Source organism: uncultured Acetobacteroides sp. (assembly GCF_963667355.2).
Lineage (GTDB): Bacteria > Bacteroidota > Bacteroidia > Bacteroidales > ZOR0009 > Acetobacteroides.
This window is the reverse complement of record NZ_OY763328.2, coordinates 1,112,137-1,135,475: the sequence shown is the minus strand read 5'-3', so window position 1 is coordinate 1,135,475 and position 23,339 is coordinate 1,112,137. Positions and strand designations below refer to the sequence as shown.

The following is a 23,339-nucleotide window of genomic DNA, read 5'->3' as shown; positions in this document are numbered from 1 at the left end:
GCTAGGCGAAGTCTACCGAACGCAACCAAAAGTAGCAAAAAAGCAAGCGCAGCCGTGGTGGTATCTGCATTTATGTAGTATTCGTTTTATTTTGCTTTTATCGGTGGGTAGCTACAGATACTTAAGACGTCTACCAGAGCAATTACACCCCTGTAATTAGCCCACCGAAGTCTGGCGGAGCAATTACACCCCTGCAAATGGTTCACCGAAGTCTGGTGGAGCTCTTGCACCCCTGCAAATGGTTCACCGAAGTCTGGTGGAGCTCTTGCACCCCTGCAAGTGGCCCACCGAAGTCTGGCGGAGCAATTGCACCCCTGCAAATGGTTCACCGAAGTCCGGCGGAGCAATTGCACCCCTGCAACACCCCCTACATTTATTTTTTCAAAAAAAAGATGCGTAAAATTTGGTTTGCTTTAATGTTATTTTGCTATTTTAGCATTCGTATTGTAAAACTTATGAAAACTAAAGATTATGATTGACCCAATTGGTTTCAAAAAGCTAAGCCTAGACGAGAAGCAAAACTTTACCGACGAGGTATTTCCAATGGTAAAAACCGCATTAGGCGAAAGCCCCACCTTTAAATCCTACATCGAACCGGTAGGAACGGTCTACTCCCGTCTTAAGGTAGCCGCAAAAGCGATAAGCCATCCGGAGCTGACCTCCGATGTTAACGAGGGCGACGACCTTCGCGACGGCGGAACCCGATCGCTAAAGAGTGCCGCCGATCATAGCGCCAACCGTACCGACCCCGCTTGGGCAACGGCAGGGCAGCGCGTTCTAAACCTCTTCAAGGACTTTGGTGAGAACATGGCCGACCTTTCGCTTGCCAAGGAGACTACGGCAATTGACAACTTCCTTGGCGCCATCGACAGCAACCCCGAGCTGAAAAAGGATATAACCACAATTCAGGGCGACATCTGGCTGCAGGATATTAGAGATGGCCAGCAGAAGGTAAAAAGTGGTATCGCCAAGCGCGACGCCAGCAAGAAGTCGGAAGAAGCTGCCGCCACCGATATCGCCAGGGAGCTGGGCTCGAATATCGATAAGCTCTTCCGCTACATCAATATGAAGATTGAATTTGAGCCAACCCCAGAGCTTCAGGCGCTTTCGATCGAGATCAACAAGGTTATTGCCCGATACCGCAAGAACGTTACCCTCCGAGCTACTCTACGCGAAAAGGCCAAGAAAGAGAAAGAGAAAGAGAAACCCAAAGATAAATAAGGCATACTGCAGTGAGTGCAGGACTTCATATGAGTACATAATTGGTTAGTAAAGAAAGGGGCTGTAAAGCCCCTTTCGCTTTTGGTATCACCCGCGGCCATCTTGCAGCACATAGAACCAGAAAAGCAGCCGACAGCTAGGGATTTCGTCTTTATGATTTACACTACTCTATTTCGAAGGATATCCCCCGCCGGCGGGGGTAGGGGGTGGATCTTTTAGAAGTTTATAGCAGTCATTAGCATCAAGTTTTTACCTCTAACGTCTACTTTCCTCCCCCTTCCCCCTCCAAAGGGGGATATGCTTTGTGCTACGACTTGCTGATTCCTTTACGTCCACTCCCATTATGTTCGATGTTTTTTTTAAGCGAAATCCCTGAGCCGACAGTTTCTCTTTTTGTTGAGGGATTAAAAAAGTAAGCCTCGAAGAATATCAAATTCTTCGGGGCTTTACTATTGATGCGTATTCTCGCTATCTCTTTACAATCCTCAGCTTGGCAAACTTCAGCAGCAGCGTTTTGTTTCCGGCAACGGTAAAGGCAACGGTAGCTTTGATTTCGGGAGCCGAGCCTTCCAGCGCCTCTATCTTTCCGAAGCCGAAGCGCTCGTGCTCCACCTCCATGCCTACCTCCAGTTCGCTCATGTCGGCAGGGTCGGTGATGGCGCTTACCGGGTGGTGTTGAGGCGTTGGTGCAACCGTGCGCTGTGCCGATATGGTGTTGGCCTTAGGCTTAAAGTGCTGCGTGCTGTAGTTGTTACCTCCGCCCGATGACGAAGATGGTAGGCTTCCAAGCAGGCTATCCTCGTTCCAGTCGATGTAGCTGCTGTCGATATCCTTTATGAAGCGGCTGGGAACGCAGCTGGTGATGTTGCCCCACTTGTAGCGGCTTTGCGCGTACGATATGGTGGCGGTAATCTCGGCACGGGTAACGGCCACGTAGAATAGGCGGCGCTCCTCCTCCAAGTCGTCCTGCGACTGGCTCGACATCTGTCCGGGGAAGAGGTTTTCCTCCAATCCCACCAAAAAAATATGCTTAAACTCCAGCCCCTTGGCCGAGTGGATGGTCATCATCGAAACCTTATTCTTATCCTCTGGCTTTTCGCTGTCGGCATCGGTGAGTAGCGCCACATTCTCCAAGAATCTGTCGATGGTGATGGGCAGCGGCTCGCCGCTCTCCTTGGCGTTTTCCTCAAACTCCTTGATGCCGTTAAAAAGCTGCTCAATGTTCTCGAACCGCGACATCCCCTCGTTGGTCTTATCCTCCTTCAGGTCCTTAATGATGCCCGCTTGCGTGGCCACCATCAGCGCAAAGTCGTAGGCGCTTTCGGTGTAGATGGCCGACTGGAAGCCTTGTATGAGTTGCGAAAACTCGCCCAGCTTCTTGATGGCTCCGCCTTTGAGCCCCACCTTGTCGAGTGGCGCCTGCGTTACGATGGTCCAAAGATTGGTGGCGTTGGCGGCGGCAGCCTGCTCCAAGTGGGTGAGGGTGGTGTCGCCAATCCCGCGAGCAGGGTAGTTGACGATGCGCTTAAACGCCTCGTCGTCGTTATGGTTGATGATAAGGCGGAGGTAGGCCACCATATCCTTAATCTCCTTACGCTGGTAGAACGATAGTCCCCCGTAGATCTTGTAGGGGATGTTCTTTTTGCGGAGCGCATCCTCGAAGATACGCGACTGCGCGTTGGTCCGATAGAGGATGGCAAAATCCAGATACTCGCAGTGCTCCCTGTATATAATGTCGGATATCGATCCGGCCACCAAGAAGCCCTCCTCCTGATCGGTGTAGGCCTTTAGCACCTTAATTCTATCGCCCGGATCCTTCGCCGAGAACGACTTCTTCTTAATCTGCTTGCTGTTTTTGGCGATGATGCTGTTGGCCGCATTCACGATGGTTTGCGTCGAGCGGTAGTTCTGCTCCAGCTTAAAGAGCTGGTAGTTGGGGTAGTCGTTTCGGAAGTTGAGGATGTTCTCGATCTTCGCCCCACGGAACGAGTAGATGCTCTGCGCATCGTCGCCCACCACGCAGAGGTTGCTATGCTGCTCCGAGAGCTTCTTCACGATCAGGTACTGCGCCATGTTGGTGTCCTGGTACTCGTCTACCAGAATATACTTGAAGATGTTCTGGTACTTGTTCAGCACATCGGGATGGTCGCGGAAGAGCACGTTGGTGTTCAGCAGCAGGTCGTCGAAGTCCATAGCACCCGACAGAAAGCACTTCTGCATGTACTTCTTGTAGATGTCGGCAATGCGCGGACGGCGGTTGGCCGCATCCATCGTAACCAGTGTCGACGTGTTGGCGTAAACCGCTGGCGTTACCAGGTTGTTCTTGGCAAGCGAGATGCGGCTATGCACCTCGTTCACCTTGTACACCTGTTCGTCGAGGTTCATCTCCTTGATGATGGACTTGAGCACGCTGCGCGAGTCGGCGGTGTCGTAGATGGTAAAGGTCGATGGGTAGCCCAGTTTATCGGCTTCGGCCCTTAGGATGCGCGCAAAGATGGAGTGAAAGGTTCCCATCCAAAGGTACTTCGCCTTTTCGCCCACCACGGTTTTGATACGCTCCTTCATCTCGGCCGCCGCCTTGTTGGTAAAGGTGAGCGACAGCACGCAGTGCGGGTTCACCCCATCGGCTAGCATGTTGGCAATACGGTAGGTGAGAACCCTAGTTTTCCCCGAGCCAGCCCCCGCAATTACCAGCGTCGGACCGTTATAGTTTACGACAGCCTGAAGCTGTACCTCGCTTAATCCTTCTAAAAAATCCTTCGACACGTTTTGTTCGTTTACGTTACTCCGCAAAGGTATCCACCCCATAAGGTTATACCAAATCATTTAGTAAAATTATCCTTGTTGAAAGCATTCTCCCATTATCGTTGATCTGACGCGAAATCCATAGTCGCCCGAAAAATTCCGTCGTTTGGGCTTAGCTGTATTTTTTTATAACTTCGTCCAAAATTTAAGAAGGTGTGCGGCACCGTTCGGCTGTAAATTAGAATGGCTGCTAACATTTAAGGGAAGGGAATTAATATATGTATATGGCTAGAAATATTAACTATACGAGTATGATCTCGCAACTTAAACATGATGAAAAACTTAGTTTTTTTACCACTTCTCCTTCTTTTGATGGGTACGTCTTCTTATGCACAAGACCCGGAACGTAAATGGGCCTTCGGAATCTTTCTTGGTAAGAACGAGTACGACGGTGATTTTGGTAGTGGCATTGCAAATCCCGACATCGCCTTTTACCCCTTGGGTGGTTTGTCGCTCAACCGCTACCTAACCCCCTCATTCGATGCTGCCGTTTTCTGCACCTATGGGCAGTATGGCTACTACAAGTCACCTCAATTTTCCTTCTTGGGCACCAAAACCGATGGCAGCCTTCTGCTTTACTATAAGCTGGCCAACGGGCACATCTTTAGAAAGGATGCGCTGCTCCGTCCGTTCCTAGCTGTAGGCCTTGGCGTTGCCACCTACAGCGGTAGCCGAATGGAAGGCGGAACGGACATCACCCTTCCCATCGGTGGTGGAATCAAGTACTGCTACAGCCGTAGCGTTGCCTTCCAGTACCAGCTGCTGATGAACTACACCAACAACGACAATCACGACGGTTTTGTTAACGGATACAACGAGGTGTACGTTACCCATACCATTGGCCTTGTGCTTACCCTAGGCACATCTGAAGATAAGCACGGCAAGTACACCCCAACCTCTATTGGATGCCGCCAGCTGGCCCCTCGTCCCAAACCTTCTAAGAAAAAGAAGGGGCGACTCATCTTCTAGCCCTCTTGTACCCTTTAACGCACTAGCGTACGGCGCCAGCACTGCTGGCGTTTTTTGCTTACTGACTTCTTGCTAGAGGAGGAGCGTAGCCACAGGCTGACTTTGTGTCTTGCGATCATAAAGGATTAATACCAGAAAAGAATAGACTCTGTGAACTCTGTGTTTTGTAATTTTTAAATGCCCTTGCCCTGCTGCCAGCTCAACAACAATGTCCCCGAGCCCCGAATTTTTGCTAGCTTTGGCGCTAGTAACAAAACCGTAACCCCAACAAAAATGGCCTACTCCCACATCGTATTCGATATCGATGGTACGCTGATTGATACCGAAACCGCCGCTCTCGCCTCCCTTCAGGACACCATCCTCGAATTGCAGCATCGGAAGGTAGAAATCGAATCGCTGAGGTACACCTTTGGAATACCAAGCGAGGTTACCCTGCGCGAGCTAGGCTTCGAGGATATTACTGCGGGTTGCAGGGTTTGGAACGATAGCATGAAGAGGTACTTCCATACCATTAGCGTATTCGATGGAATTGCCAATCTCCTCAACGAGCTCAAGGCCCAGCGCTACCAGCTGGGAATTATCACCTCTAAAAATAGGAAGGAGTACAAGACCGACTTCCTGCCTTTTGCCCTAGCCAGCTACTTCGACATGGTAATCACCGTTGAGGATACCCCACGTCCGAAGCCAGCTCCCGATCCTCTCCTTAGGTATATGGAACTAGCCGGCGCCAAGAGGGAGGAGGTGCTTTACATCGGCGACAGCATCTACGACATGCAGTGCGCCCTCGATGCAGGCGTCGACTTTGGACTTGCCCGCTGGGGATGCCACTCCGTAAGGCACATCTACGCCACCCACTACTTCAATTCGCCCCAGGATATCTCCTATCTTTTAGGCAAGAATACCGATCCATTTGCCCAGATGCCCTGGCTGAGGTGGGCTATGGAACTGCAGTTTATCGCCCAGGCTGGGATTACCTACTCTAAAGATACCTTTGATATCGAACGCTTCGAGCGGCTGCGCGAGATTGCCGCTGAGATCATGACCCTCAAGTCGGGCCTAACGATGGAGCACGTTAGGAGCGTCTTCTGCAACGAGGAGGGGTTTCAAACCCCTAAGCTCGATACCCGTGCTGCCATCTTTCAGGATGGTAAGATTCTGCTTGTGCGCGAAACCAACGGCACCTGGTCGCTCCCCGGTGGCTGGGTAGATGTTAACCAAACGATAAAGGCCAACACGGTTAAGGAGGTGAAGGAGGAGGCCGGGCTCGACGTTGTTCCAGTTAGGCTTATCGCCGTTCAGGATCGCAACATGCACAACATCCCGCTGTACGCCTACGGCATTTGCAAGGCCTTTGTCCTATGCGAGGTGGTAGGCGGCGCCTTCGTCTCCAACAACGAAACCACCCATAGCGACTACTTCGCCTTAGGCGAGCTGCCACCCTTGGCGCTCGAAAAGAACACCGAAGCGCAGGTAAAGCTCTGCTTCGACGCCTACCACTCCGGCCCCAGCTGGCAGGTCGTTTTCGACTAATGTTCATTGGCTTTTTGGGGAGGAGTATAGGGGGAAATTTCGGCATCGAGCGAAACCGAAGTCCTATGACAGTAGTTGATTCATTATTTGGTTTAGTGGTACTATCTTTCTTGATAAACATTTAGCCCTCAACCAAAGCAATAAAGGTCGAAGTCCCAGACTTCGACCTTTATTGGACTACCAACTTATTTTTCTGTATTTGTTCGTACGATATTCACCACCCGTTCTTGGGTCGAGTCGGCCTTAATGCTGGTTACCTCGCCCTTGCAGTTCGTAAAGTACACCCAGTGCCCCTGGTCGTAGAAGCGGTAAACCTTGCAGCCATCGTGCTCGAAGAGGTAGCTAACCTCGTAAGTTTTGTTGTTGGCCGGAGGCGTTTCGGTAATTGGGCGTTGAATTGTGCACGAGTGGAGCAAAAGAGCTCCAACGATTGTTGCCGAAAAAACTAGTGTCCTTTTCATTGGTATAGTAGTTTGTTTGATAGATGTGTCGGAATAATAGTAGAGAACAGTACCCCTAGACTTCGCTCGGGGTACACTTAATCAACCAAATGCTCGCCAGACGAAACCGAGGGGGCTACTTTCGCCGTCCCCTTCTTTAGGGCAATCCGCTCCTCCATCAGCCGCTGCAGCTCCTGCTGGTCGCTGTAGTCGAGCTGGTTCAGCAGGTGGTCGAAGTAGGGCTCATACTTGATGCGCAGCTGCTGGAGCGGCGTGTCCAGCTCCACCTGATCCTGGTAGGGCACCCACTCTAGGATGTCATTGGGCGTGCAGCCCAGCTTCAGGCACAGCTGCTCCAAGTCCTCGAGCCGGAACCGCGAGTGGTTCATCACCACCAGCCGTTGGGCCGTAGAGTAGGTGTAGCCCTTTTCCACCAGAAACCGCGTAGGGCGATGCACCCCAAGCGCCCTGAAAACTCGTGAAAGGTTTATTCGTAGCATAGTCGTAACTCTTAGAAAGGTTATACCTGTTAGGTTGTTAGGCCTAAGGTAGCGTTTTTTTGATTCCTAATTTCTACTGATGTAAAGATTGATGCAGATTCTCGATAAATGTTTGCATGTACGTGTAAGGAGTATGCAGGTACTCACGAAATGTTTGTTGATGCTACTTTCCTGTTTGCAGGTACTCACGAGGTGTTTGTTGGTACTCCTTTCCTGTTTGTTGATACTCGCGAGATGTTTGTTGGTACTCCGTTCTTGTTTGCGGATACTCACGAGGTGTTTGTTGATACTCTTTTCCTGTTTGTTGATACTCGCGAAATGTTTGTTGGTACTCCTTTCCTGTTTGTGGATGCTCGCGAGATGTTTGTTGATACTCCTTTCCTGTTTGCAGGTACTCTTGAAGTATTTGTTGGTACTCGCTATCCCGCCGCATCTACTTGCAAGGTAGCTGAGCTCTCTGCTAGCAGCGGCGGATGTAGCGGCAATGCTGCTATCGTTAGGGCAATCCGTAGGGTGTATGCTTGCTGCCGTAGCTGTAGATATTCGAAGTGCGGTGGTTGTTTGGTAGGCATCTAGGGCACATCTGCCTCCTTGACTTTAGCGTTTGGCCTTGTGGCGCCGCTCTTTGGTTGCCGCTTTCCATCATCCTTCCGCCTCCCCAGCACCACCAGCAGCACCGAGGCAATTACTAGGCCGATACCCGCCAGCTGGTAGCCCGATATCGCCTCGCCAAACCAGCCGATGCCCACCAGCAGCGCCGTAAGCGGCTCCATCGAGCCCAGCACCGAGGCCGAGGTCGAGCCGATCTCCTTCACGGCCAGCACCAGCGTCAGGTTCGATATGATGGTCGACACGATGGCCAGCAGCAGCAGGTTTACGCCCACCCGAGGGCTCGTTATGGGTACAATGCCGCCGTTGGCAAGCGCAATAATTCCAAAAAAGATGGTAGAAACCAGTAGCACGTAAAGGGTAACGGTGCTTCCCCTTACCTCGCGCAGCCCCGTTTTGTTCAGCCCCACCACGTAGAACCCGTAGCAGAAGATGGTGATGAAGGAGTAAGCCACGCCGCGCAGGCTAAGGTTAGCCCCGGGGCTCCACGCCATCAGCGCCACCCCGCCCAGCGACAGCACAATGGCCACTGCAATGCCCAAGCTGGGTCGCTCGCCAAACAGCACGAAGAGGATCAGCGCTACCATCACCGGGTACAGGAAGTTGATGGTGGTGGCTATCCCCGTGGGGATGTAGGCGTACGAAAGAATCAGGAACAGGGCCGTACCCCCGTAGCACCCCGCACCCAGCACTACCAGCTCCAGCAGCTGCCGGAGGCTTACCCGAAACGATTCGCCCCGCAGCTTCAGGAAAAGCCCGTAGAGCAGCGTCGAAAGCAGGAAACGGTAGAAGAGCACCGAGTAGGGCGTTTGCCCGCTGCCCATGGCGGTTACCGAGAAGAGGGGGAGCAGCCCAAACGTGGCCGACGATATGATGGCGTAGGCGATGCCTTTGCGTTGCATTTTTTGCGGCAAAGATAGCCGTTTTATGGCGATAGCGCTCTTTGCCGTTGCTGTAAAAAAATCACCCGTTGCTGTAAAAAAAATAGACGATGTTGGCAGTAGCCCTTTGAGCCTCTTGGCTGAACGTTAGCGGTGTAGCGTTTTGGGCATACGGTTGGCATGAATGGGGTAAAACGAAACTACCGAATCAGTAAGCGATGCAAACAATAAGAAGACTGGTTGTCTATTTAAGTATATCGATGGGGATAATTCCCTGCCAGGCGCAGGATGGCGCGTGGAGCCTAGAGCGTTGTGTGGGGTATGGGGTGGCACATAGCCCTGCCATGCAGCGCGAGGCGGCACAGGTGGGGATATACCGTCAGGATCTTAAGGAAGCGGTGGGGCGGCAGCTACCTTCGGTTAGCGCCAGCACCTCAGCGGGGTGGACTTTTGGGCGCCTACCCGATCCTCGGACAAATGAGTATGTTAACGAGAGCCGAATCTTTGGAAACCGCATGAGCATTGGGGCCGATCTTATGCTTTTCTCCGGATTTAGTTTGGTAAATGGGAGCCGGCTAGCTAACGTCAACCGGTTGGCGGGCATGGAGCATCATCTGCAGGTTGCCAACAACCAGGGGGTGGCTATAGCTACTGCTTACTACGATGCACTCTTCAGGAGCGGCATGGAGCAGCTTGCTCGCGAGCAGCAAGCGCAGAGCGGGCGAATGGTGCAGCAGCTGCTGCGCATGGCCGAGTTGGGCCTTAAGTCGCGGGCTGATGTTGCTGAGGCTAAAGCTAAGTGTGCTACCGATAGCTACAACCTTACCCTCAGCCATAACGAGCATCAGCTGGCACTCGTTACCCTAAAGCAGGCGATGTCTTTCCCCCAATCGGATACGCTCATCCTTCCTTCTGGTCAACCCGATAGCTTTGCCTATGCCCCTGTAGCGGTAGAGAACCTTTACAAGCAGGCTTACGCCTCGCAGCCCCGAGTAAAGGAATCGGAGTATCGGCTCCGCAGGTGCCTCTTGCAGGTTTATGTGGCAAAAGGGCGCTCGTTGCCAACCCTATCGGTGTCGGGTGGCTACTCTACATCCTACTCTAGAGACCTAGTTAAGGGTGGTGATGATGCCTACTCCCGCCAGCTGAAGGATTTGGCAAGCCACTATGTGGAGGTTAACCTGCGCATCCCTCTCTTTAATGGTCTAAAGTCTCGTGCGGATATACGGCGAAGCCAGTTAGAGCGTCAGATGGAAAAGGCCTCCTACGATGAGACCATGCAGCAGCTCTATGCCGAAGTTGCAAAGGCGGTGGCCGAATTTGAGGGGGCTCGCGAGGCGTTGGCGCAGGCACGCCTTCAGCAGGAGGCGCAGCTGCTGGCCTACCAAACCAACGAGCGCAAGTATGCCGATGGGCAAATTGGCATAATAGAGTTGCACAGCAGCGCCAATACCCTTCTCAAAGCAAAAGTCGAAGCGCTCAAGGCACAGGTGCTCTACGCCCTCAACGCGCGGGTGGTGGCTTACTTTGGAGGAAAACTTTTTGTGGAAAAGATGTAAAGCAATAAAATCAACAGGATTATGTCGATGGATAGGATTATTGAGAAGCAGTCGAAGTTAACTAAGCGAACGCTTGCCTATATAGGGTTAGGTATCGCCGTTGTTGGGCTTGTCGTGCTTTTTTTGGGGACCGACTATAGCGGAACATCGCGGGTCGAATCCGATAGGTTAACTGTGGACGTAGTTCAGCATGGGGTATTCAACGACTACGTTAGGCTGATGGGGCAGGTGCAGCCTATTACTACAATCCAGCTTAGCGCCATCGAAGGAGGTATGGTGCAAAGCCGGCAGGTGGAAGAGGGGGCTATGGTAAAGCAGGGAGATGCCATACTGCACCTGAGTAACCCTATGCTTAACCTGAACATTCTAGAGAGCGAGGCGCAGCTGGCCGAAAAGTCAAACTTCCTTCGGAATACCCTAGTACAGATGGAGCAGGAGCGGCTTACGCTGAAGCGCGAGAAGTTGCAGCTCGATTTGGATATCGAGCGCAAGCACCGGAAGTATCAGCAGCTTTCGAAGCTATACGGAGAGCAGTTCGCCTCTAAGGAGGAGTATCTACAGGCTAAGGAGGATTACGAGTATGCGGTAAAGAACCGCGAGCTGGTGGTGGAGCGTCAGCGGCAGGATTCGGCGTTTCGTGGCGTGCAGGTACATCAGATGGAGGAGAGCCTCTCCAACATGCGCCGTAACCTTGCCCTTATTCGTCAGCGAATGGATAACCTAGTGGTGAGGGCTCCGCTTACCGGGCAGCTTGGTTTGCTAGAGGCCGAGGTGGGGCAATCCATTGCAACCGGACAAAAGATTGGGCAAGTAAATGTGCTTACCGACTTCAAGATAGAGGCCAAGGTCGACGAGCACTACATCGATAGGGTGAAATCCGACCTGCAAGCTTCGCTGGAGAGCCAGGGTAAAACCTACAGGCTGCGGGTTCGGAAGGTATTTCCCGAGGTACGCTCAGGGCAATTTCGTGTAGAGCTGGTCTTTGTTGGGGCTCGACCCGAGAATCTTCGCACCGGACAGTCGTATCAGCTCGACGTGCAGCTGGGGCAACCCGCCGAGGCTACGCTTATTCCTCGTGGCGGCTTCTACGACCTTACTGGCGGACAGTGGATCTTTGTTGTCGATCCGAATGGGGCGGAGGCTACCCGTCGAAGCATCCGTATTGGAAGGCAGAATGCCCAGTTCTACGAGGTGCTCGATGGATTGAGGCCTGGCGAGAGGGTTATTACATCCGGCTACGATCTGTTTGGAACCAGCCGCAGGCTGCTTATTAAGAAGTAAAAGAATCTTTTAAACGTAAAATGCCGAAGAGGGTGTGAAATGGTTGAGGATATGCCCATTTTTGTGGTGGTGCTTCCTTTTCTGCTTACCCAATTCTGCAAAATATAAACGAAGAGAAATCATGATACACACGGAAAAACTATCCAAGGTATTCAGGGCGGCGGATGTTGAGACGATGGCGCTGAAGGAGGTGTCGTTGTCCATAAAATCGGGAGAGTTTGTAGCCATTATGGGGCCATCGGGGTGCGGCAAGTCTACGCTGCTTAATATTCTAGGACTGCTGGATAGCCCAACATCGGGTAGCTACTCCTTTAACGAGACGGAGGTTTCGGCGCTAAAGGAGCGCGAGCGAACATCGTTCCGTAAGGGCAACATCGGCTTTGTCTTTCAAAGCTTCAACCTCATCGACGAGCTGAATGTATACGAAAATGTAGAGCTGCCGCTGGTTTATCTTAGCCATAAGGCTTCCGAGCGGCGTAGGATGGTCGAGCAGGTGCTCGATCGTATGGCCATTGGCCATCGTGCGAAGCATTTCCCCAATCAGCTCTCGGGAGGCCAGCAGCAGCGCGTGGCCATTGCCCGTGCCGTTGTTACCAATCCTTCCCTAATTCTTGCCGATGAGCCTACCGGTAACCTCGACTCGAAAAATGGGTTGGAGGTGATGCATCTGCTAACCGAGCTGAACCGCGAGGGGACAACCATTGTAATGGTAACCCACTCCGACAGGGATGCCTCGTATGCGCATCGGGTAATCAACCTGCTGGATGGCGAGGTAATCATGCAGCACGAGCCCAAACCCTCCATGGCCCTATAGTAGCTTCGTAAAATTGAGGATAAGCCATGATGAAGCATACGTTAAAGGCAGCTTTTAGGGATAGGGGGATAACCTTAACCAGCATTGCAGGTTTGGCCATGGGGCTTGCTGCAGCCATCTTCTTGCTCACCCATTTGGTGTTCGAGTTTTCTTACGATAAGCATCATTCGAAAATTGATCGAATTTACCGCCCGCTTTCGATTTGGAAGGAAAATGGCGGCGATGCTACTTACTTTTCCATCTGCCTGCGATCGTTGAAGCAAAAGCTCGAAAGTGTTCCCGAGGTGGAAAAGGTTGCCCAGCTGTACGACTTAGGTGATCCAATGGCCACTAAATCGGGCGGTGAGATGGTTGCGCTAGGGAGAACCTTTATGGTCGATTCCACCTTTATCTCAATCTTCGACGCGAGGCCGGTGTACGGAACGCTGTGCGCAAAATCGCTTCAGCCCAACTCGCTAATACTGGTTCGTTCCGAAGCTCAACGCATCTTTGGCAGTGGCGATCCGGTTGGTAAGTCGCTTGTGGTGGAGAAGGAGCCGTGCGTGGTTGCTGCAGTTGTGGAGGATCAGCCGCTTAACTCCATGTTTCAGTACAAGGTGCTGGTCGGAATGCATCCAAAGCGAATCGAAGGGATGCAGGGGCTGGAGTTTCCTACCTATGTGCTGTTCAAGAAGGGGGTAAACATTGCCGATGCCGCCAATAAGTGCAGCAAGGTTGCTGCGGCCGACTTGGCTGCCCGATTCCCCGATAGGGAGCTGGCCTATTCCTGCGAGATGGAGCCTTTTGCAAGGGTCCACTACAGCACTAAAGCCAACTACGACTTGGTGAAGGCAATGGATGGCATAAACCTCGTGTTCCTTGTTGTGGTGGTGCTATTCCTTTTGGGGATTGCCATAACCAACTACATAAACTTGAGCATTATTAAGGGCGAGCGTCGCGCAAAGGAGATTAGCATTCGTAAGGCCAACGGCGCCGATAGGCGGATCATCCTTTGGATGCTGATGGAGGAGTCGCTGGTGGTTACCACCCTTGCGTTTGCACTTGGCTTTGCCCTGCTCTACCTCTTTGGCGATTTTGCCTCCTCCTTCTTCGATGTAAACCTGCCCAAAAAGTTTCTGCTCAACCCTGCTTTTTACCCTTGGATTGCTGTAGTCTATCTGTTTGCGGTGGTTGCCTCGTCGGTCTATCCCGCGATGTACCTGTCGAAGTGCAGCCCCATCGAGCTGCAGCGAAACTCCGTTAAAAGGAGGCATCGGCTTACGGTAAGCTCGGTGGTGCTACAGTTTACCGCGGTGGTCTTCTGCCTAACCTCCATAACGGTGGTGTGGTTGCAGATGCGCTTCGAGAAGAATCTTCCTCTGGGCTACCGTGTAGATGGGGTGCTAACGGTGGTCATGCCCGAAAATGTTGATAAAGCCCGTATGGCAGCCATTGTCGATGAGCTGAAGAAGAGTCCGCTGGTAATCTCGGCCAGCGCTTCCGATCACGTCCCCTTTGCAGGGTGTAGCGGTGAGGGGCTGCAAAAGCCGGGCGAAAGCATGATATACTCGGTGGACGAGCGGCGATGCGATGCCAACTATTTTGACACCTACAACATACGGATTGTGGAGGGGCGCGGTTTTACGGGAAACGTTGGGCAAGATAGCACCTCGCTCGTCCTCTCGCAGGAGACCGTCAAAAGCTTGCAGCTGCACAATCCGGTGGGGACTACGCTGCTGCTAAATGGCAGGCCCATGCAGGTTGTAGGTATTGCCGCCAATATTCGTTGGGGGTCTGCCCGCCGTGGTGTTGCATCGCACATCTACAACACGGGGTGGGGCACTTTCGGCCAGCTCTCCATTCATGCAGACCCCAAGCGCATGCCGGAGGCTTCGAAGTACATCAAGAGCGTGCTCGATAGGTACTATCCATCGGCTCCGCTAACCTTTACCAAAGCATCCGACTGGGTGGATGGCTTCTACAGCAGCGATAGGAGCATCTTCAACATCATAGTCTCCGGTGCCGTAATGGCAATCCTGCTGGCCCTGATGGGGCTTGTGGCCCTCAGCCGCTTTGTGGCCCGGCAAAAGGAGCGCGAGGTGGCCGTTCGTAAGGTGCTTGGCGCAACCATCGGCGAAACGGTGTGGTCGATGATCCGGTACGTGCTGGTCCGCATCCTACCTGCCCTTCCGCTGGGCTTTGCCCTAGCCTACTACGCCATGCATCGCTGGCTGATGTCGTTTGCCATCCGTATCGACATGGAGTGGTGGATGTTTGCGGGGGCCATCGTCCTAACCTTGCTGTTGGCGCTCGTAATAGTGGCTGCGCAAACGTTCAGAACGGCCATGGTAAACCCGGTGACCGTGCTGCGAAAGGAGTAGCGCCTTTAGCTAGGGCGAACCTTGATGCTACCATGCGGGGCGCTTGTCCGGCGTGGCAGCATTCCCTCTTTTGGGTAGCCCCAACGCCTAGAAGCGGAAGTAGTGCTCGGAAAAGGAAATGTAAATCTCATATTATATGAGTAAGTATTGAAAATATATGATGAAAGTTCGAATATATGTGGTATGATACCACCACCAAGCGTTCATATACCATTAAATGATGGTTAATAACCGGAATATAGTGGTTGAGTACCGAAAATATATGGAATGATACTATTAAATAGTGGTTGTATGCCGAAATACTATGGTTGATGATCGATAATTAATTGTGATGTGCCTGAAATATCGGATTAAATACCGCTCCAGACAGCACAAGTGTCGTGGTAATGTAGTATCTTGGGGAGGTAAAAAAGCTACAAACCAATAATACCATCAGCTATGCTAAAGCTAGACATATCGAGGGTGCTGCTGCTTAAGGGCGGATCAAAGCCCTTTACGTTTCTGCTCAAGTTGGGCTACAAGCGGGCAAAGGCATTCAACATGGCCAACAACCGCAACTCCTCCGTTGCGCTGCACGACCTAGAGCAGATCTGCCTTCGCCTGAACTGCACTCCCAACGACGTGCTGGAATGGACGCCCAGCAAGTCGGAAGACGATATCGCCAACCACGCCCTGCAGTCCATCCGCCGTAAGGACAACGCGGTGGGGCTGGTAAAGCTGGTGGAGGGGTTGCCTGCCGAGGAGATGGCCGCCGTAGAGCAGTTTATCCGTGAACGGGCAAAGAAGTAGAGGCGGCTGTTCGCTCGCCTGATGATGACTAAACAACAGTGATGAAGAACTCAGAAATCGTTCTGGTTGTAGATGATAGTAGGAGCGTGCTGGAGGCGCTTTCGGTACTGCTCAAGCCCCACTTTGCCAAGGTGGTTACCCTCTCGAACCCGGCAGGGCTACATGCGTCGCTGCGCGAGCAGGCGGTGGATGTGGTGCTGCTCGACATGAACTTCAGGGCAGGGATCAACAATGGCAACGAGGGGCTCTTCTGGCTCAACCAAATCCTAACGGCCGCACCCGGCGTGTCGGTGGTGATGATGACGGCCTACGGCGACGTGGAGCTGGCCGTTAAGGCCATCCGCCAGGGCGCCATCGACTTTATCGTTAAGCCGTGGGACAACCGGAAGATGGTGGAAACCCTAAAGGCTGCGGTGAGGCTAAGCCGATCGAAAAACCAGGCCAACCGTAGCTCCCAAACCGTTGCTGAGCCCATACCCGTAGGGCGGTCGGCCTCCTTTCGTCGGGTGCTCGACATGGCCTCGCGCGTGGCGGCAACCGATGCCAACGTGCTGATAACCGGCGAAAATGGAACGGGCAAGGAGGTGGTTGCCCGCGAGATTCACCGCCAGTCTGCCCGTGCCTGCCGTCCAATGGTCTCGGTTGATATGGGGGCCATTCCCGAAGCGCTCTTCGAGAGCGAGCTCTTTGGCCACCTCAAGGGCGCCTTTACCGATGCCCATGCCGATAGGGTAGGAAAAATGGAGGCCGCATCGGGGTCCACGCTATTTCTCGACGAGATCGGCAACCTCTCGCTGCCCATGCAGGCCAAGCTGCTCTCCGTTTTGCAGAACAGGCAGGTTGTTCCCGTGGGGGGGAATACCCCCATCCCCGTAGAGCTGCGCTTGGTATGTGCCACCAACGGCAACCTCTGGGGCATGGTGGCTGATGGTACGTTTCGCGAGGATCTGCTCTACCGCATAAACACCATCCACATCGAGGTTCCCCCGTTGCGCGATCGGCGCGAGGATGTGGCGCTGCTCGCCCAGCACTTCCTGCAGCAGTACGGCAAAAAGTACGGGAGGTTTGGCGTTACCCTATCCGATGCTGCCGTCGAGAAGCTGGAGCGCTACTGCTGGCCTGGCAACATTCGCGAGCTGCAGCATGCCATCGAAAAGGCGGTGATCCTCTCGGAGGGCACCACCATCACGGAGCACGATTTCAGCCTCTCCTCGCCAGCAGCGCCTGTAGCCTCGTTCTCCGGAACCCTCGACGAGATGGAGCAGCGGCTCATTGCCCAGGCAATCGAGCGCAATGCCGGAAACATGACGGCCGTAGCCGCCGAGCTCGGCATCACGCGTCAAACGCTCTACAACAAGGTAAAGAAGTATGGGCTATAGTCGGCGCTACAACTGGCAAGTCCTCGCCCATGTGGGGGGAGTGGTTGCTGCCGCTGCAGCCGTTGGTGCCTCTTTCGGACTAAGGTGGAGCCTCCCTGCTGGGGTGGTGTGCGTGCTGCTGCTCCTGTGGTCGGTCGTTCGACTTTACCGATTTCTGGGGATGATTCACGAGCAGGTTTTCTACTTTGTCCGCGCGGTCGAGAATGACGATACCAGCATCCTATTCCCCTCAAAGGTGGGCAACGTCACCTTAGATAAGCTTTACGATGCGTTGAACAGGCTCAATAGGCATCTGCATCAGGTAAAGGTAGATGGCCAGCTGCAGGAGAAGTACTTTGGGCACATCCTTTCTCAGGTAGATGTGGGGGTGATCCTTTTTCGCCGTGATGGAGTAGTGCGCGAGGCCAACGCAGCAGCACTTCGGTTGTTCAAACTGCCGGTACTTACCCACCTGCGGCAGCTCGATAGGGTTTGCGACGGGCTAACCCAGCAGCTGATGCAGCAGCCCGATGTTGGCAAGCGGCTTCTATCCATCCCTATTGCCGAATCGGTTGTTCAGGTGGTGGCGCATAGCTCAGCGGTCGATCTTCAGGGGGAGTCGTTTGTGCTGATGACCCTTCAGGATATCCGGGGAGAGCTCGAACGTAAGGAAATCGATGCTTGGGCTAAGCTGATCCGGGTGCTGAACCACGAGATCACCAACTCGCTTACCCCCGTTGCGTCGCTATCCGAATCGCTGCTCTCTTTATGGAATCAGGAGCTGGTGAGCCCCGATAGCCAGCTTGTCGACTCCACCCTTCGTGGCCTAAGCGTAATAGAGGAGCGAAGCCGCTCGCTGGTTAGCTTCGTGAACTCGTACCGCATGCTGACAAAGCTGCCCGAATTGCACCTGAGCGCGGTTGCCGTTGGCGACTTCATGGATCGAATTAGTATTCTGGCATCCCAATTCCGCTCGAACCGTATTTCCATCTTGGTTGATCCTCCAGCCACCCCCTTCGTCTTTATGGTCGACGAGGCGATGCTGATTCAGGTAATGCTGAACCTCGTGAAGAACGGTGTCGAGGCAATTGACGGCGTTGGAGCAGTTAAAATTGGGGCTAGCCTACATAACGATAGGGTTTGCCTATCCGTTGAGGACAGCGGCTATGGTATCCCACATGAGATTGCCGACGAGGTCTTCATCCCTTTCTTTACCACCAAAGCGCAGGGGTCGGGTATTGGGCTAAGCCACTCGCAGCAGATCGTTCGAGCGCATGGCGGAAACATCAGTTTTACCTCTATGCCAGGTTGCACGCGTTTTGTAGTTGAGTTGTAGTACTTGCGATTAACATGCAAAAAGGAGGAACTCCTTTCGAAGCGCCTCCTTTTTTATAGTTGATATTTAGGATGTCTATTCTTCTACAGCCACAGCCTCGTAGGCCTTCAGCAGCTTCTCCTGAACATCGGAAGGCACCTGCTCGTAACTCGAGAATTTCATGTTGTAGGTAGCCCTACCGCTGGTGAGCGAGCTTAGCGTGGTCGAGTATTTGTGCATTTCGGCCAACGGAACCTTTGCCGTTAGCTTCTCGAACCCCTTAGCGCTGCTCATCCCCTCGATAATGGCTCTACGGTTTTGCAGGTCGCTCATCACATCACCCATTTTATCGGCAGGTACGAGCACCGTAACGTCGTAGATTGGCTCCATAATCTTAGGACCAGCATTCTTAAAGGCTTCCTTAAAGGCGTTACGGCCGGCCAGCTTAAACGAAAGCTCGTTGGAGTCTACTGGGTGCATCTTGCCGTCGTACACGTACACGCGGATGTCGCGGGCGTACGAACCGGTAAGCGGACCTTCCTCCATCTTCTCCATCACACCCTTTAGTATGGCTGGCAGAAAACGGGCATCAATAGCACCGCCCACAATGCAGTTGTAGAACTCTAGGCTTCCGCCCCATGGCAGCAGCTGAACTTCCTTGCCCTTATTCAGGTTAAGGTTAAGCTCCTTGCCGTCGATCTTGAATTTCGACTTGGCCTCTACGCCCTCAACTATTGGCTCTATGATGATGTGCACCTCTCCAAACTGTCCGGCACCGCCCGACTGCTTCTTATGGCGGTAGCTGGCGTTGGCCACCTTAGTTATGGTTTCGCGGTATGGAATCTTAGGCGCATAGAACTCAATCTCCAGCTTATTGTTGTTGGATAGCTGCCATTTCAGGATGTTAAGGTGATGCTCGCCCTGCCCGGATAGAATGGTTTGCTTAAGTTCCTTCGAGTACTCTACCAGTATGGTTGGATCTTCCTGATGTGCCTTGTTGAGCAACTCGCCGAGTTTCTCCTCGTCAGCTTGATTCTTTGGCTTTACAGCCGTTCTAAATTTTGGCTCAGGGAACTTCATCGGTGCAAACTTCCAGTTCTTACCGCTACCCGCTAGCGTATGGTTTGTCTTTGTGCTCTTCAGCTTAACGGTGCAGCCGATGTCGCCAGCAAGCAGCTCGGGAACCTTCGCTCTATTCTTACCAGCGGTAACATATAGCTGCGACAGTTTTTCCCGTGTTCCGTTATTGTTGTTGGTAAGCTCAATCCCTTCGGTAATCTTACCCGAAACTACCTTAAAGTAGCTGATCTCGCCAAGGTGCTGTTCAATCTGTGTCTTGAATACGAAGATGCAGGGTGCACCTGCTGCGTCGAAGGCAACTTCGGTGCCATCAACGGTAGTTGGCTTTGGTTTTTGGTTGGGGCTAGGGGTATTGTTGATGAGAAACTCCATCATGCGGCGGATGCCGATATCCTTCTTAGCCGAAAGGCAAATAACGGGGAATACGTCGCGGTGGGCGATTCCCTTGCGGAGTCCTACCCGAATATCCTCTTCCGATAGTGTGCCCTTTTCGAAGAACATCTCCATTAGGGCGTCATCGTTTTCGGCCGATGCTTCAACCAGCGCGTTGTGCAGCTCGTTGGCGCGCTCCTCTTCCTCGGCAGGGATAGGCAGGTCGTGTACTACGCCGCTATCGCCGTCGTGCTTGTACATTTTCATGGTGAGCACATCGATGAAGGAGTCGAAGCCTGGACCTGTGGTAATGGGGTATTGGATTAAAACAACCTTCTTGCCGAAGGTTTTCTGTAGTGATTCGAGGGTGTTCTCCCAGTTGGCCTTCTCGTGATCGAGCTGGTTGACGGCTAGGATAATTGGCTTGTCGTACTCTTCGGCGTAGCGGCCAAAGATTTGGGTGCCTACTTCGACTCCGTTTACGGCGTTAATCACCATAATTCCAGTGTCGGCGATGCTGAATGCCGAGAATACGCCGCCCGAGAAGTCGTCGGAGCCAGGCGTGTCAACAATGTTGAGCTTGCGGTCGAGGTATTCCGTGTAGAGTACCGTAGAGAAGATAGAACGCTTGTAAATATGCTCCACCTCTGTATGGTCCGATACGGTGTTTTGGGCGTCAACACTTCCTCTACGGTCGATGACTTTGCCCTCGTAGAGCATCCCTTCCGCTATGGAGGTTTTGCCGGAACCCGAGTTGCCGAGCAAAACCACATTCTTAATTTCATTAGTTTGGTACGTTCTCATATGAAACCGTTTTTTTTAGTTGTTGGGTGTACAGTCATCAGCTCTTTTAGATTTTTTGGTGCCGATGACGATTCGAAAGTTATTAAAAAGATTGAGAAAACGCACTGAAATCGTTAAATAGATGTAATAAATTTTGAAAATAATTTTATATGGCTAATGAAGTGCGGTTATGGCGCTTGTAGGGGCTTCTTTCATTCTTTCTAGTTGGCCAATCTCTGCTGATGCTTTGCTCCCGGCAGTTGCTGTACGCTTTCTGAAGCTTACGAAAAACTCCCAGTGGTCGCTGTATGTCTTCCGAAGCTTACGAAAAGTTCCCGGTGGTTGCTGTACGTCTTCCGAAGCTTACAAATCTTTCCCAGCGGCTGCCGTGTGCTTAACGACCGCGAAGTTTCCTATTTAGTGATTACATTTGTTGAACTTTTTTTGAATTGAATATTAAGGTACTTAATCCTCAGCATCTATATGGAATGGTTTGGGACTTTATTCGTTAATCACTCGGTTATACAGGCGGTGGTGCTGCTGTCAACCATCATCGCGGTAGGTCTTTCTTTGGGGCAGCTTAGGGCTTTCGGCATTTCGTTGGGGGTGACGTTTGTGTTTTTTGTTGGGATTTTGGCTGGGCATTGGGGCTTTTCGGTAGATCCAACAATTCTTAGCTACGCCGAGAGCTTCGGCCTAATTCTCTTCGTTTACGCGCTAGGGCTTCAGGTGGGGCCGTCGTTCTTTGCCTCGTTCTTCAAGGGAGGGATACGGCTAAACGCGCTGGCCTTTGGGGTGGTTGCTGTTGGTACGCTAATGATGCTTGGTTTTTACTTTGCCACCAGCATTTCGCTTCCGCAGCTTACCGGTATCTTTTGCGGCGCCGTAACCAATACACCTGCGCTCGGTGCTGCCCAGCAAACCTTGAAGCAGCTTTCGGGGGAGGCCGCCATGCAATCCGACCTTGCGCTGGGCTGTGCGGTGACCTATCCGTTGGGGGTGGTTGGCGTAATCCTTGGGCTGGTTGTGCTGCGCCAGCTCGTCTCGTCGGCAAAGGCTGGGGGGCAAGCAGCCGACGACTTCTCGAAGAGTGAAACCTTTATTGCCAGCTTCTACGTCTCCAATCCCGCCATCTACGGGAAGAGCGTGGAGGAGGTCGCTTCGATCATCACCAAGAAGTTTGTCATCTCGCGGGTGTGGCATGGCGATAATGTTATCATTCCAAATTCGGAAACCATCCTAAGTAAGGGCGATAAGGTTTTGGTGATAACCGACCCGAAGGAGCTGAGGGCGCTAACAACCCTGTTTGGCAAGGAGGTGGAGTACGACTGGAACAAGAGCGATATCGACTGGAATGCGATCGATTCGCAGCTGGTGTCGCAGCGTATCATCATCACCCGTTCGGAGATCAACGGTAAGAAACTCTCGCAGCTGAGGCTGAGAAATCGGTTTGGGGTTAACATCACCCGAATCCACCGCTCGGGAATTGATCTGCTGGCAACTCCCGACCTAACGCTGCAGCTGGGCGATAAGGTTACGGTTGTCGGCAACCAGCATTCGATTAAGGAGGTGGAGCAGGAGTTGGGAAACCGGGTTAAGAGCCTGCACGAGCCCAACCTGGTGGCCATATTCATCGGCATTGTACTTGGACTAATCCTAGGATCTATTCCAATTAGCATTCCGGGGGTCTCGCTTCCTATTAAGTTGGGCTTGGCGGGAGGGCCTATCGTTGTAGGTATTCTAATGGGGGCATTCGGGCCCCGTTTCCATATCATTACCTATACCACCAAAAGCGCGAACCTAATGCTGCGGGGCGTTGGGATCAGCCTATACCTCGCTTGCCTAGGGCTTGATGCCGGTAAGCATTTCTTTGAAACCGTATTCCGTGCCGAGGGGCTCATCTGGCTTGGTGTCGGATTTATTCTTACCGTTCTGCCCGTTTTGCTGGTGGGTGCGTATGCCCTTACGGTGCGAAAAATGGACTACTCAACCGTAAGCGGTATGCTTTGCGGGAGTATGGCCAACCCCATGGCGCTAAACTACGCCAATACTACTGCCGAAAGTGACGTGCCCTCGGTGGCGTACGCTACGGTATATCCGCTGTGCATGTTTATCCGGGTGATTATCGCCCAACTGATCTTGCTCATCTTTATGTAACGGATTGGTCTCTTTGCGTGTTATTGATGCAAAACGGGAGGATGCGCTAAACTTCGATTTTTAGCAGGCCACCAACTGTACTATACCTATAATAATTGTAGAATTTATCGACACCTCATTCGATCGATACGTATTGGCAGTTTTGTTCTTGTTTTTTCAGCCGATGTAGATTTTCTGGAGACTATTATGACAGGGGAAGGATCGTTAATCAGGGTGTTTTTTGCAGGAAAGGATGTTTTTAGCGACTCTTGTAAGCTAAATATTTGTAAATTGTATGTTTTTTTGATAGAATTTGACCTGAGTTCTAGTTCTTTTATACTGTTTTCGTTTTAAACACGCATATTGGAGCGTAATCTATGTAAGTGTCACAGAAACATATATTGTAAGGAAAAGATTGAGGCGCTACAGGTGATGTGTGAAACACGTTGAAATAGTCCATCGTAAATGGTTCAAAAGCAATCAAAATACTTTTAAATAAGAGTCTAAATGCTTGGCGTTAATGAAAAAAAGAAATAC

17 protein-coding genes and 1 pseudogene are annotated in these 23,339 nt (G+C 52.2%); 13 read left to right on the top strand and 5 right to left on the bottom strand.

Annotated features, from left to right (window positions below; genetic code table 11):
• Window positions 1-471: 471 nt before the first annotated feature.
• Window positions 472-1,221, top strand: coding sequence for a DUF6261 family protein (locus ACHZA1_RS04785; RefSeq protein WP_320054094.1), 750 nt, complete (start codon window positions 472-474; stop codon window positions 1,219-1,221).
• A 468-nt stretch (window positions 1,222-1,689) separates the two neighbouring features.
• Here ACHZA1_RS04785 and ACHZA1_RS04780 read toward each other — a convergent pair whose 3' ends face one another.
• Window positions 1,690-4,047, bottom strand: coding sequence for a UvrD-helicase domain-containing protein (locus ACHZA1_RS04780; protein WP_320054093.1), 2,358 nt, complete (start codon window positions 4,045-4,047; stop codon window positions 1,690-1,692).
• Between the two features lie 252 nt (window positions 4,048-4,299).
• Between ACHZA1_RS04780 and ACHZA1_RS04775 the strand changes: the two genes are divergently transcribed.
• The 3 genes and pseudogenes from ACHZA1_RS04775 (at window position 4,300) to ACHZA1_RS04765 (ending at window position 6,525) form a co-directional block, all read left to right on the top strand.
• Window positions 4,300-4,995 carry a hypothetical protein gene (locus ACHZA1_RS04775; protein WP_320054092.1) on the top strand — a complete coding sequence of 232 codons (696 nt, stop codon included), beginning with the start codon at window positions 4,300-4,302 and terminating at the stop codon, window positions 4,993-4,995.
• A gap of 177 nt (window positions 4,996-5,172) precedes the next feature.
• A pseudogene (locus ACHZA1_RS04770) lies at window positions 5,173-5,739 on the top strand (HAD hydrolase-like protein); the annotation flags it as partial.
• A 174-nt stretch (window positions 5,740-5,913) separates the two neighbouring features.
• A complete protein-coding gene (locus tag ACHZA1_RS04765) occupies window positions 5,914-6,525 on the top strand; it encodes an NUDIX hydrolase (protein ID WP_320054890.1) in 612 nt (203 codons plus the stop codon).
• Window positions 6,526-6,710: 185 nt separating this feature from the next.
• Here ACHZA1_RS04765 and ACHZA1_RS04760 read toward each other — a convergent pair whose 3' ends face one another.
• Window positions 6,711-6,986, bottom strand: coding sequence for a DUF4884 domain-containing protein (locus tag ACHZA1_RS04760; RefSeq protein WP_320054091.1), 276 nt, complete (start codon window positions 6,984-6,986; stop codon window positions 6,711-6,713).
• A 77-nt stretch (window positions 6,987-7,063) separates the two neighbouring features.
• The gene (locus ACHZA1_RS04755; protein WP_320054090.1) at window positions 7,064-7,465 is read right to left on the bottom strand and encodes a helix-turn-helix transcriptional regulator; all 402 of its coding nucleotides are present in this window, start codon (window positions 7,463-7,465) and stop codon (window positions 7,064-7,066) included.
• A 108-nt stretch (window positions 7,466-7,573) separates the two neighbouring features.
• Here ACHZA1_RS04755 and ACHZA1_RS04750 point away from each other — a divergent pair, with 108 nt between their 5' ends.
• The gene (locus ACHZA1_RS04750) at window positions 7,574-8,041 is read left to right on the top strand and encodes a hypothetical protein (protein ID WP_320054089.1); all 468 of its coding nucleotides are present in this window, start codon (window positions 7,574-7,576) and stop codon (window positions 8,039-8,041) included.
• Here ACHZA1_RS04750 and ACHZA1_RS04745 read toward each other — a convergent pair.
• Complete coding sequence (locus ACHZA1_RS04745) at window positions 8,038-8,976, bottom strand: DMT family transporter (protein ID WP_320054088.1); 939 nt, start codon at window positions 8,974-8,976, stop codon at window positions 8,038-8,040. The two genes, ACHZA1_RS04750 and ACHZA1_RS04745, sit on opposite strands and share 4 nt — an antisense overlap.
• 239 nt (window positions 8,977-9,215) lie before the next feature.
• Here ACHZA1_RS04745 and ACHZA1_RS04740 point away from each other — a divergent pair, with 239 nt between their 5' ends.
• From ACHZA1_RS04740 to ACHZA1_RS04710, 7 genes are all read left to right on the top strand, one after another.
• Window positions 9,216-10,514, top strand: coding sequence for a TolC family protein (locus ACHZA1_RS04740; protein WP_320054087.1), 1,299 nt, complete (start codon window positions 9,216-9,218; stop codon window positions 10,512-10,514).
• 27 nt (window positions 10,515-10,541) lie between these two features.
• Window positions 10,542-11,795: an HlyD family efflux transporter periplasmic adaptor subunit gene (locus tag ACHZA1_RS04735; protein ID WP_320054889.1), complete on the top strand. Its 1,254-nt coding sequence runs from the start codon at window positions 10,542-10,544 to the stop codon at window positions 11,793-11,795.
• A gap of 121 nt (window positions 11,796-11,916) precedes the next feature.
• On the top strand, window positions 11,917-12,609 hold the full coding sequence (locus ACHZA1_RS04730) for an ABC transporter ATP-binding protein (RefSeq protein WP_320054086.1): 693 nt from the start codon (window positions 11,917-11,919) through the stop codon (window positions 12,607-12,609).
• Window positions 12,610-12,635: 26 nt separating this feature from the next.
• Window positions 12,636-14,969: an FtsX-like permease family protein gene (locus tag ACHZA1_RS04725; RefSeq protein ID WP_320054085.1), complete on the top strand. Its 2,334-nt coding sequence runs from the start codon at window positions 12,636-12,638 to the stop codon at window positions 14,967-14,969.
• A gap of 438 nt (window positions 14,970-15,407) precedes the next feature.
• A complete protein-coding gene (locus tag ACHZA1_RS04720) occupies window positions 15,408-15,758 on the top strand; it encodes a helix-turn-helix transcriptional regulator (RefSeq protein ID WP_320054084.1) in 351 nt (116 codons plus the stop codon).
• 41 nt (window positions 15,759-15,799) lie between these two features.
• The gene (locus ACHZA1_RS04715) at window positions 15,800-17,137 is read left to right on the top strand and encodes a sigma-54 dependent transcriptional regulator (protein WP_320054083.1); all 1,338 of its coding nucleotides are present in this window, start codon (window positions 15,800-15,802) and stop codon (window positions 17,135-17,137) included.
• The gene (locus ACHZA1_RS04710; protein ID WP_320054082.1) at window positions 17,127-18,452 is read left to right on the top strand and encodes an ATP-binding protein; all 1,326 of its coding nucleotides are present in this window, start codon (window positions 17,127-17,129) and stop codon (window positions 18,450-18,452) included. The genes ACHZA1_RS04715 and ACHZA1_RS04710 overlap by 11 nt, the downstream gene beginning before the upstream one ends.
• 75 nt (window positions 18,453-18,527) lie before the next feature.
• Here the strand turns inward: ACHZA1_RS04710 and ACHZA1_RS04705 are convergent, their stop codons facing one another.
• Window positions 18,528-20,687 carry an elongation factor G gene (locus ACHZA1_RS04705; protein WP_320054081.1) on the bottom strand — a complete coding sequence of 720 codons (2,160 nt, stop codon included), beginning with the start codon at window positions 20,685-20,687 and terminating at the stop codon, window positions 18,528-18,530.
• 462 nt (window positions 20,688-21,149) lie between these two features.
• Between ACHZA1_RS04705 and ACHZA1_RS04700 the strand changes: the two genes are divergently transcribed.
• A complete protein-coding gene (locus ACHZA1_RS04700; protein WP_320054080.1) occupies window positions 21,150-22,823 on the top strand; it encodes a putative transporter in 1,674 nt (557 codons plus the stop codon).
• Window positions 22,824-23,339: the final 516 nt, after the last annotated feature.

What these genes read in the sequence shown, in the direction of transcription:
- ACHZA1_RS04785 (WP_320054094.1), top strand. Translation starts at nt 472, where the DNA reads ATGATTGACCCAATTGGTTTCAAAAAGCTAAGCCTAGACGAGAAGCAA.
- ACHZA1_RS04780 (WP_320054093.1), bottom strand. Translation starts at nt 4,047, where the DNA reads ATGATTTGGTATAACCTTATGGGGTGGATACCTTTGCGGAGTAACGTA.
- ACHZA1_RS04775 (WP_320054092.1), top strand. Translation starts at nt 4,300, where the DNA reads ATGAAAAACTTAGTTTTTTTACCACTTCTCCTTCTTTTGATGGGTACG.
- ACHZA1_RS04765 (WP_320054890.1), top strand. Translation starts at nt 5,914, where the DNA reads ATGCCCTGGCTGAGGTGGGCTATGGAACTGCAGTTTATCGCCCAGGCT.
- ACHZA1_RS04760 (WP_320054091.1), bottom strand. Translation starts at nt 6,986, where the DNA reads ATGAAAAGGACACTAGTTTTTTCGGCAACAATCGTTGGAGCTCTTTTG.
- ACHZA1_RS04755 (WP_320054090.1), bottom strand. Translation starts at nt 7,465, where the DNA reads ATGCTACGAATAAACCTTTCACGAGTTTTCAGGGCGCTTGGGGTGCAT.
- ACHZA1_RS04750 (WP_320054089.1), top strand. Translation starts at nt 7,574, where the DNA reads ATGTTTGCATGTACGTGTAAGGAGTATGCAGGTACTCACGAAATGTTT.
- ACHZA1_RS04745 (WP_320054088.1), bottom strand. Translation starts at nt 8,976, where the DNA reads ATGCAACGCAAAGGCATCGCCTACGCCATCATATCGTCGGCCACGTTT.
- ACHZA1_RS04740 (WP_320054087.1), top strand. Translation starts at nt 9,216, where the DNA reads ATGGGGATAATTCCCTGCCAGGCGCAGGATGGCGCGTGGAGCCTAGAG.
- ACHZA1_RS04735 (WP_320054889.1), top strand. Translation starts at nt 10,542, where the DNA reads ATGGATAGGATTATTGAGAAGCAGTCGAAGTTAACTAAGCGAACGCTT.
- ACHZA1_RS04730 (WP_320054086.1), top strand. Translation starts at nt 11,917, where the DNA reads ATGATACACACGGAAAAACTATCCAAGGTATTCAGGGCGGCGGATGTT.
- ACHZA1_RS04725 (WP_320054085.1), top strand. Translation starts at nt 12,636, where the DNA reads ATGATGAAGCATACGTTAAAGGCAGCTTTTAGGGATAGGGGGATAACC.
- ACHZA1_RS04720 (WP_320054084.1), top strand. Translation starts at nt 15,408, where the DNA reads ATGCTAAAGCTAGACATATCGAGGGTGCTGCTGCTTAAGGGCGGATCA.
- ACHZA1_RS04715 (WP_320054083.1), top strand. Translation starts at nt 15,800, where the DNA reads ATGAAGAACTCAGAAATCGTTCTGGTTGTAGATGATAGTAGGAGCGTG.
- ACHZA1_RS04710 (WP_320054082.1), top strand. Translation starts at nt 17,127, where the DNA reads ATGGGCTATAGTCGGCGCTACAACTGGCAAGTCCTCGCCCATGTGGGG.
- ACHZA1_RS04705 (WP_320054081.1), bottom strand. Translation starts at nt 20,687, where the DNA reads ATGAGAACGTACCAAACTAATGAAATTAAGAATGTGGTTTTGCTCGGC.
- ACHZA1_RS04700 (WP_320054080.1), top strand. Translation starts at nt 21,150, where the DNA reads ATGGAATGGTTTGGGACTTTATTCGTTAATCACTCGGTTATACAGGCG.